The sequence below is a fragment of the Gardnerella sp. 26-12 genome (assembly GCF_001660745.1).
Lineage (GTDB): Bacteria > Actinomycetota > Actinomycetes > Actinomycetales > Bifidobacteriaceae > Bifidobacterium > Bifidobacterium swidsinskii.
The window spans coordinates 1,204-10,053 of record NZ_LWSR01000056.1; the positions used below are offsets into that span (position 1 = coordinate 1,204).

Genomic DNA, 8,850 nt, shown 5'->3' on the forward strand with positions numbered 1-8,850 from the left:
CTTTCGCAAGCTGCACTTTTAGCAGGTATTATTCCAGCACCAAGTAGCTGGGATCCTGCAATTGGTCCAAAAGAAGCAGGCATTCGTTTTAAGCGCGTGTTACGCATTATGAAAGAAGATGGCTACATTACAGCCTCTCAGGCAGCGCAAGCAAAAATGCCTAAAACTATTACTCAGACGACTCAAAACATTTACGCAGGTCAACAAGGTTACTTATTGCATATGGTTCGCGATGAGTTAACTAGGAATGGCGCTTTTACACAGGAAGATCTCGACAGTGGTGGATATCGCATTATTACTACTATCGATAAAGCTAAGCAAGATTTAATGTTCAAAGTTGCAAGTCCTTCTCAAGATGGACGAGGAATTGTGCCAGAAGGACTGCAAGTTGGCGGAATTTCAATAAATGCAAAAGATGGTTCAATCATTTCCGTTTACGCAGGAGACGATTATCTAAAGAAACAGCTTAATAACGCCACACAAGCGCTTTATGAGCCAGGCTCTACTATGAAGCCTTTTGCGCTTATGGGAGCAATTCAGGCTGGCACTAGCTTGGATACGATGTTCAATGGCAATTCTCCACGCAAGTTTGATGGAATCGATAAACCTGTTGGAAACTTTGCAAACATGAGCTATGGCACCATTAACTTATACAATGCAACTGCAAATTCTGTGAACACAGTGTATATGGATTTGCAAAGTAAACTTGGCGCTAAAAAAGTTGCTCATACCGCAGTTATGGCAGGCTTAAATCCTGAACGAGTCAATGGTGAGAATCCGTTTACTGTGCTCGGAAACGATTCTGTACATGTAAGCGAAATTGCGCGCGCATATGCAACATTTGCAAACCAAGGAAGACGCCCAGATTTGCATATTGTTGCCAGCGTAAAAAATCCCGACGGTAAAGAGTTCTACCGTGCACCAACAGCTGGAAAGCAAGTATTCTCACCAGCCGATGCCGCTTTAGCTACAAAAGCAATGATTGGCGTAGTGCAACATGGTACAGCAACTGAAGCTCGCGCTGTAGGTAGAGAAATTGCAGGAAAGTCTGGAACAGCAAACGATGAAACTGCTGGTAGCTTTGTAGGATTTACGCCAAATATTGTTACCGCATTTGCCATATGGAATCCAGACGCAAAAGGTAGCCCACAAGTAATTAAACCGTTCCATGGATATCTTGGCGGAAGCGACTACCCTGTACACTTGTTTACAAGATACATGCGTCAAGCGGTAATAGGAACCCCGAATACTAAATTCCCTGAAGCAAAAGACACAGGCAAAATTGGCGGACCTGATGGAAAATGGGGATTAGGCGAACAACACACATTCACGCACGCAAAAACTGAGAATGAAGATAAGGATAAAAACAAGGACAAAGATAAAGACAAGGACAACGACAACGATTTAGACCTTGATAGCCAGCTGTATGGTCGTGACGATTCATCATCGGGCGGCGTTGGCAGTTACGATAATAATTCTGGCGGTCATGGTTATGACAATAACTATGACACAACTGGAGGAAACTAGTAAATCAACTGTAGCTAATTTACAAACAGATATGCGAATAGCTATCTAAATAAATAACTAAATAGTTTATTAATTAGTTTTGCTTGTTTGTTAATTAGTTTCGGCTCAAAACAATGTTCTCAAGCATTTTAGCAGTAACATTTTCATAACCGTTAAGTTCTGCATGATGCTTGCTTTCAGATATGTTTGCGCGCGAAAAACCTGTTTGCGCAATTACAGTTGCTCCGGAATTAACTGCGGCAGTAAGACCAGATAGAGAATCTTCTATGGCAATGCAATTAGCCATCTGCTTCGCAACTTCCTCGTCCGTACCCTCAATGCCAACCATTTTTCCTGCAGCAAGATATGGCTCAGCACTAGGCTTTGGTTTAAATCCATCATCTCCACACACATACCCAGCGAAAGCGCCTTCTGGAGCGCGATTCACAATATTTTCAACCAAACAACGCGGCGAATTACTCACCAAAATTGAAGGAATGCCAGCATCCGTAAGGCTTTTAAGTACGTCTAAAACTCCTGGAACCCATGGCACGGATTCAGCTTCACGAGCAGCAACGTAATCAACCATACCTTTGCCGATTTCTTCTACAGTAAGTTTTGTACCGCTTGGAATCATTTTATTGGCAACAGTTTCAAGGGATCCGCCGGAACATTCCCAAGCTAAATCTTCATCCCAGTATCCACCATATTTTTTTACTAAATAAAATTCCGACTCATGCCAATACGGCTCGGAATCTATAAGAGTACCATCCATATCCCAGAAAACTGCACGCAACACATGTTTTTCTTCACTAGAGTTAAGAGTATTTGCACACACATTTGTCGTCTGTTCAGCCATTCACAATCCTTTATATTGCATATATTTGCTTTAGCTTTTATAGCACATCATTTTCGCACTAATTCTGCATTACTTTTCGCACTATTAATTCTTCTCGTTAATTCTCGCTAATTTCTCACTTAAGCACAATAAGTAGCCATACCTACGTTACTATATGCTCCACGCTCTCCACAACACCACAGATTTTTCATCCGAAGACTTTCGATTTTTATAATTACTGTTATAGCTTTCTGAAGAATACGACGAAGGTAACGCTCGTCTCTCTGCAAGAATGTCCCGCCTCCAGCGACGCGCATTGCGAGAACGCTGCATTTCCACAATGTCACCATCTGCATTTGCAGCAAAAATATTGCGCTCTGAAGACTCTGCAGAATCAAGCAAATGCCTTACTTGTCTTTTCAGCTGTCGATTTTCTTCTTGCAAATCAAGTATTTGCATGATGCCAGCAAGATTAATACCTTCATTTTGGCTTAAATGCTGAGTTTGCACAATCCTGTCTATATCTCGCAAAGAATAGCGGCGAGCGCCACCTTCAGTTCTATTCGGCATTATTAAATGAAGCCGATCATACTGTCGTAAAGTTTGCGGGTGCGTATTGGTTAGGCGTGCCACATGGCTTACGGTAAATATTGGCAAATCAAGAACAAATCCTACTTCATCTGCCCCGTCAAGCGTTGCAGTACCACGCACTAAAGCAACTGCACACATTTCATACAGTGCTTTAGTTTCACGCGTTATTGGTGTCATAGCACGCCTTCCTTTGCCCTTTTTAGTATGTTTAAAGCACTGTTACAAGCAATTCAACAGTGTTTAACCTGCTAAATTATTGTTAACTTAGTTTTGTCTTAATTTTTTAATTTCTTCAGCATAAGTTTCGCCAGCAGTTTTATCAAATTCTTTTGCAACGCGTCTAAGAGACATACTTGAACGCTTTGGCAAACGAATCTGCACAACGCCAACAAAATCGCCATTTTTCCCCGGCACTCCAGCACCTTCTATACGAACTTCATCGCCGCTTGAAACACAAGCTGGAACTTTGAAAGTAACAGGATTGCCGTCTATGTCGTTTACACTAACCTTTGCACCATGCACTGCTTCACTTAACGTTAGCGGCAATGTAGAAATCAAATCGTCGCCTCGCAAAGTAAATTTATCTGATGCTTCTACTTGAACATGCAAGTATAAGTCACCTGCAGCACCACCAAACTTACCTGGTTTGCCTTTGCCTTTCAAACGAATTTTCTGTCCGGTTTTTACACCAGCTGGAATATGCGTTTTAAAAGTTTCACCAGCCGCACGCAACGATACTGTAGCGCCTTTAAAAGCTTGCTTAAATGTGAGCTTTATATCGGTTGTTATATCTTCGCCAACTTCAGGCACATCAGCTTCCTGCGGTTGAGAATACCTCTCACCACCAAAGCCACTCGTACCCTGGAATCCTGCTGAATCTTGAGAGCGCTGACCTCCACCAAACATAGAGAAAATGTCGCTCATATTTGGTCCAGCACCGTTGGATGTAAAGCGAATGCGCGAACCGTTTCCGCCCATGCCACCCATGCTGCCCATGCCAGAGCCGCCGTTGAACATAGAGAAAATGTCCGAGAAGCTCGACGCATCGAAACCACCAGCACCACCTGCTCCTCCAGCGAAACGAGCACCACCAGCACCAAATTGGCGGATAGCATCATAACGTTGGCGAGTTTGACTATCTTTTAGTACGTCGTAAGCTTCAGAAACATCCTTAAATTTTTCTTCAGCTTCTTTTGTTTTGTTTAAATCAGGGTGATATTTACGAGCAAGTTTGCGATACGCTTTGGTAATCGTTGCCTCATCTGCGTCTTTGGAGACACCGAGAACCTTATAAAAATCCTTAGCTAACCATTCATTTTCAGCCATTTGTGCCTCCTTTCTTCACAAGCACATTGGCTATTTCGCTTTTGACCAAATATAGTCTGCTCGTGCTAACTCTTATGAGTCAGCACGAGCAAGTTATGCAATAAAGTCACGACTAAGAGTTTCGTTAGTCATTACTTGGCGAAGAAACGACCACACGAGCGGCGCGAATAACGCGATCTCCTATTCGATATCCTGCTTCAACTACAGCATCAACAGTTTCTTTTGTAGCGTCTGGATCTGGCCTGTGCAAAATTGCATCATGCTTGGTCGGGTCAAAATCTTCGCCCTTCTCACCAAACTTTTCCACACCAAACTTTTCAAAAGCTTTATCTATCTTAGTTGCAACAGCCTTGAATGAATCATCCATTTCGCTATGCTCGCGAATGCGGTCAATGTCATCCAATGCCGGAAGCAATGCTGTCAGCACGTCAATAATTCCATGCTGTCTGAAACGATCCTGCTCTTTGGCGGAACGATTTCTGAAGTTTATAAACTCAGCACGCTCTCGCTGTAACGCTTCCAAGTACTCTGCAGCTTCTTTCTTAGCTTTACCTAATGGAGTTAAACTGCCGCTATCCGCGTCTTGGCTGTCTTTCGATTCTGAGGATTCAGTGGAATTCGCTGTATCCTCAGAATTTGCGGAATCCGCAGAAACGTTAGCATCAGCTTGTGCATCAGCTTTCGTTTCTGCAGGATTTGCATCTTCAGCAGCTTTCGATGAAGATTGCGCAGACGATTTCGCAGAATCACCTGTAGCTTTTACACCCAGCGAGTCAGCATCTTCCATATCTTGCAAATATTCGTTGGCGTTAAAGTCGGACATTACTTATTGTCCTTATCGTCCTTGTCGTCGTCCACCACTTCGGCGTCAACTACATCATCATCCTTAGCTGCAGAGCCAGCCTGAGCGCCAGCAGCAGACTGAGTACCAGCCTCGGCACTAGCAGCACCTTGAGCACCAGCAGCACCTTGCTGAGCGTAAAGCTGCTGACCGATCTTCTGAGCAGAAGTCATTAACTCGCTTTGAGCAGACTTAATCTTCTCAACGTCATCGCCCTTCAAAGCTTCCTTCAAAGCATTAACCTTGTCGGTAACTTCCTTGGAAATTTCGTCAGAAAGCTTGTCTTTGTTGTCGTTCACGAGCTTTTCGGTCTGGTAAGCAAAGGCTTCTGCTTGGTTGCGAACTTCAGCTTCTTCCTTACGCTTCTTATCTTCAGCTTCGTGAGCTTCAGCTTCCTTTACCATGCGGTCGATTTCGTCCTTTGGCAAACCAGAACCACCGGTAATAGTCATAGACTGTTCCTTACCAGTGCCCTTATCCTTAGCGGAAACGTGCACAATGCCGTTAGCATCAATATCGAAAGTGACTTCAATCTGAGGAACGCCACGAGGAGCTGGAGCAATACCAGTCAACTCAAAAGTGCCAAGAGGCTTGTTATCACGAGCAAACTCACGTTCGCCCTGGTAAACCTGAATCAACACGGATGGCTGATTGTCTTCAGCAGTAGAGAATACTTCCGAACGCTTCGTTGGAATTGCAGTATTGCGATCGATAAGCTTTGTCATAATTCCACCCTTGGTCTCAATACCCAAGGAAAGTGGAGTTACATCAATAAGCAGAACGTCTTTGCGATCTCCCTTAATAACGCCCGACTGCACAGCTGCACCAACTGCAACAACCTCATCTGGGTTCACGGACTGGTTAGCTTCCTTACCGCCTGTAAGTTCCTTTACCAAATCCTTCACAGCTGGCATACGAGTAGAACCACCAACAAGAACCACGTGATCGATCTGGCTTACTGAAATTCCAGCGTCAGAAAGCACGTTGTTAAATGGAGTACGGCAGCGACCGAGCAAGTCGGAAGTCATTTCCTCAAAGTGAGCACGAGTCAAAGTCTCATCCAAATGCACTGGAGTGCCGTCAGGAGTCATTGCCAAGTACTGCATAGAAATTGAGGTGGAAGTAGAAGAGCTAAGCTCCTTCTTTGCCTGCTCAGCAGCTTCCTTCAAGCGCTGCAAAGCAATCTTATCCTTGCTCAAATCAACGCCATACTTGTTCTTAACTTCGCCAACAAGCCAGTCGATAATCTTCTGATCCCAGTCGTCGCCACCCAAGTGGTTATCGCCATTAGTTGCTTGCACCTGAATTGTGGAGAATCCGTCATCATCCTTACCAATTTCAAGCAAGGACACATCGAAAGTACCGCCACCCAAGTCGAATACCAAAATGCGCTCGTCTTCCTTGCCCTTTTCGAGGCCGTAAGCCAAAGCTGCAGCAGTTGGTTCGTTAATAATACGAAGCACGTTCAAGCCTGCAATCTTACCTGCATCCTTAGTTGCCTGACGCTGAGCATCGTTGAAGTAAGCTGGGCATGTAATAACGGCATCGGTTACCGGCTCGCCCAAGTAAGCTTCAGCATCGCGCTTCAACTTCATTAAAACCTGTGCAGAAATCTCTTGTGGAGTCCACTTCTTGCCGTCGATATCAACAGTCCAATCAGTGCCCATATGACGCTTTACTGAGCTAATCGTGCGATCAACGTTTGTTACAGCCTGACGCTTAGCAACTTCACCAACCAAGATTTCGCCGGATTTGCTGAATGCCACAACAGATGGCGTGGTACGTGCGCCTTCAGCGTTCACAATAACGGTTGGGCTGCCACCTTCAAGAGTAGCAATGCAAGAGTTGGTTGTTCCCAAATCAATACCTACTGCGCGTCCCATAATTTCTCCTTAACTAGGTATTGCACCTTTTGTGCAATTACGCTTTCCTTCAAGTTTTGCAGTTACGTGAGCTGAGCTTTATTTAGATTCCTTATTGGAAACTAGGTAAATCACCAGCTTTTTTACTTTCCAAAACTTGAGCCTACTACACTCAACTTGTAAAAGTCAACTTTTATTCCCAAAAATTACAAAAAACTTTATACAACTAGACTCAAGTTTTGCAATTTAAGCAAAATTAAGGGGAAATTCTGCAAAATTCAGTAGCATTCACGCGCTGAACTTAAAACGACGCAAAGAATTATCCAGAGCATTGTAGCGCGCCAAAACACCAATAAGCGGCGTGCCAATACCGGTTATGAGTTTGATTGCTTCAGTTGCCATCATTGCGCCAACAATAGCTGCAGTCGCGCCCAATACTGCCGATTTTGGCACTTTTTCTTTAGGCGGAGGACAAGGGTACAAGTCGCGCAATCCTGGTCCCTCCCCAGGCATAAAAACGCTTACTTGACCTTCATAATAAAGCACCGATCCGTAAACTTCTGGCGTACCAGCACTCCAAGCAGCATCCGCAATCAAAAAGCGAGTAGCAAAATTATCGCAACCATCAATTATTAAGTCGTGACTTTCTACAAGTTGCTTTGCGTTGTCTTCATTAAATCTATCTACAAGGTTGATTTTTAAACCTGGAGATAACGCTTGCAGACGCTTAGCCGCAAGTTGCGCTTTAGATTTGCCACACTGATCGACAGTATATAAAGTCTGCCTTTGCAAATTAGAAAGCTCAACAACATCGTCGTCACAAATCGTGATTTCGCCAACTCCTGCTGCAGCAAGCGAAAGCAAGCATGGCGAACCAAGTCCACCTGCTCCGACCATGCAGATTTTCGCATCGCGAAGTAACTGCTGATGTTCATGCGTAAAGCCCGGCAGGAGCAAGTGGCGGCTAGTGCGTTCCATCTCAAGCTCCTGCAGGTTGTCGTAAATTTTATTAATCGTCATGTTGAATAATATGCCGAAAAATTACAGTACAAAATTTACAGTACAGAATCAGCCCAAGCGCGACCTTCAACAGGCGAAGAAGCGAGCGCATGTTCACGCTTAGGAATACGGCCAGCATCGTGAGCAAGCTTTCCAGCAGTTACAGCAGCAGCCATTGCACGACCCATCTTCACTGGGTCTGGGCAGCGAGTTACAGCGCTTGCAAGAAGCACACCAGAGCAGCCAATTTCGAAAGCTTTAACAACATCGGAAGCAGTGCCAACGCCGGCATCCAAAATCACAGGAACGCCAGCTTCCTTGCATTCTTGGACAATCAGCTCAATATTTCGAGGATTCAAAATACCAAGACCAGTTCCAATTGGAGCACCACCAGGCATAACAGCCTTCACACCAAGCGAAACCAAGCGACGAGCCACAATCGGGTCGTCATTCGTGTAGCAAAGAACGCTAAAGCCTTCTTCAATAAGCTTTTCTGCAGCAAGTAATACTTCACGAGTATCTGGAAGTAAAGTATCGTCGTCTGCAATCACTTCGAGCTTAATCCAATCAGTTCCAAGCGATTCACGAGCCATTTTTGCTGTAAGCACAGCGTCATGCGCAGTTTTGCAACCAGCAGTATTTGGCAAAACGTTAATATTGTGACGCTGCAACATGCCGTAAATATCCACGCCTGTTTTTGCGTGACGGCGCATTGCAACCGTAGCCACTTCCGCACCTGAAGCTACAAGTGACTTTTCCATAATGTCAATGCTCGTCATGCCGCCAGTGCCAAGCAAAAGCCTTGAATGTAAAGTCTTACCGCAAAGCTGCCAAGTATCGGCACTTTCTTCTGTATTATTTTCTGTCATTTTAAGCCTTTTATTTAA

The 8,850-nt window shown here is 44.5% G+C and carries 8 protein-coding genes; 1 reads left to right on the forward strand and 7 read right to left on the reverse strand.

The window, feature by feature from the left end; translation table 11 throughout:
- A partial coding sequence (locus A5295_RS03870) for a transglycosylase domain-containing protein (RefSeq protein ID WP_064621748.1) occupies window positions 1–1,527 on the forward strand: 1,527 nt, incomplete at its 5' end.
- 94 nt (window positions 1,528–1,621) lie between these two features.
- Here the strand turns inward: A5295_RS03870 and A5295_RS03875 are convergent.
- The 7 genes from A5295_RS03875 to A5295_RS03905 all read right to left on the reverse strand — a co-directional run bounded on the left by A5295_RS03875 (window position 1,622) and on the right by A5295_RS03905 (window position 8,832).
- Window positions 1,622–2,365, reverse strand: a complete 744-nt coding sequence (locus A5295_RS03875) for an HAD family phosphatase (RefSeq protein ID WP_064621749.1) — start codon at window positions 2,363–2,365, stop codon at window positions 1,622–1,624.
- Window positions 2,366–2,515: 150 nt separating this feature from the next.
- Entirely contained in the window at window positions 2,516–3,112 is a 597-nt protein-coding gene (locus tag A5295_RS03880) for a heat shock protein transcriptional repressor HspR (RefSeq protein WP_064621750.1), read from the reverse strand.
- Between the two features lie 87 nt (window positions 3,113–3,199).
- Entirely contained in the window at window positions 3,200–4,261 is a 1,062-nt protein-coding gene (locus A5295_RS03885; RefSeq protein ID WP_064621751.1) for a DnaJ C-terminal domain-containing protein, read from the reverse strand.
- A gap of 124 nt (window positions 4,262–4,385) precedes the next feature.
- Window positions 4,386–5,084 (reverse strand): nucleotide exchange factor GrpE, encoded by a 699-nt coding sequence (gene grpE / locus A5295_RS03890; RefSeq protein ID WP_012914519.1) that lies wholly within the window; start codon window positions 5,082–5,084, stop codon window positions 4,386–4,388.
- Window positions 5,084–6,985: a molecular chaperone DnaK gene (dnaK, locus tag A5295_RS03895; RefSeq protein ID WP_064621752.1), complete on the reverse strand. Its 1,902-nt coding sequence runs from the start codon at window positions 6,983–6,985 to the stop codon at window positions 5,084–5,086. The genes grpE and dnaK overlap by 1 nt, the downstream gene beginning before the upstream one ends.
- A gap of 267 nt (window positions 6,986–7,252) precedes the next feature.
- Complete coding sequence (locus tag A5295_RS03900; protein WP_064621753.1) at window positions 7,253–7,984, reverse strand: HesA/MoeB/ThiF family protein; 732 nt, start codon at window positions 7,982–7,984, stop codon at window positions 7,253–7,255.
- Between the two features lie 35 nt (window positions 7,985–8,019).
- Window positions 8,020–8,832 (reverse strand): thiazole synthase, encoded by an 813-nt coding sequence (locus tag A5295_RS03905; protein WP_004104776.1) that lies wholly within the window; start codon window positions 8,830–8,832, stop codon window positions 8,020–8,022.
- Window positions 8,833–8,850: the final 18 nt, after the last annotated feature.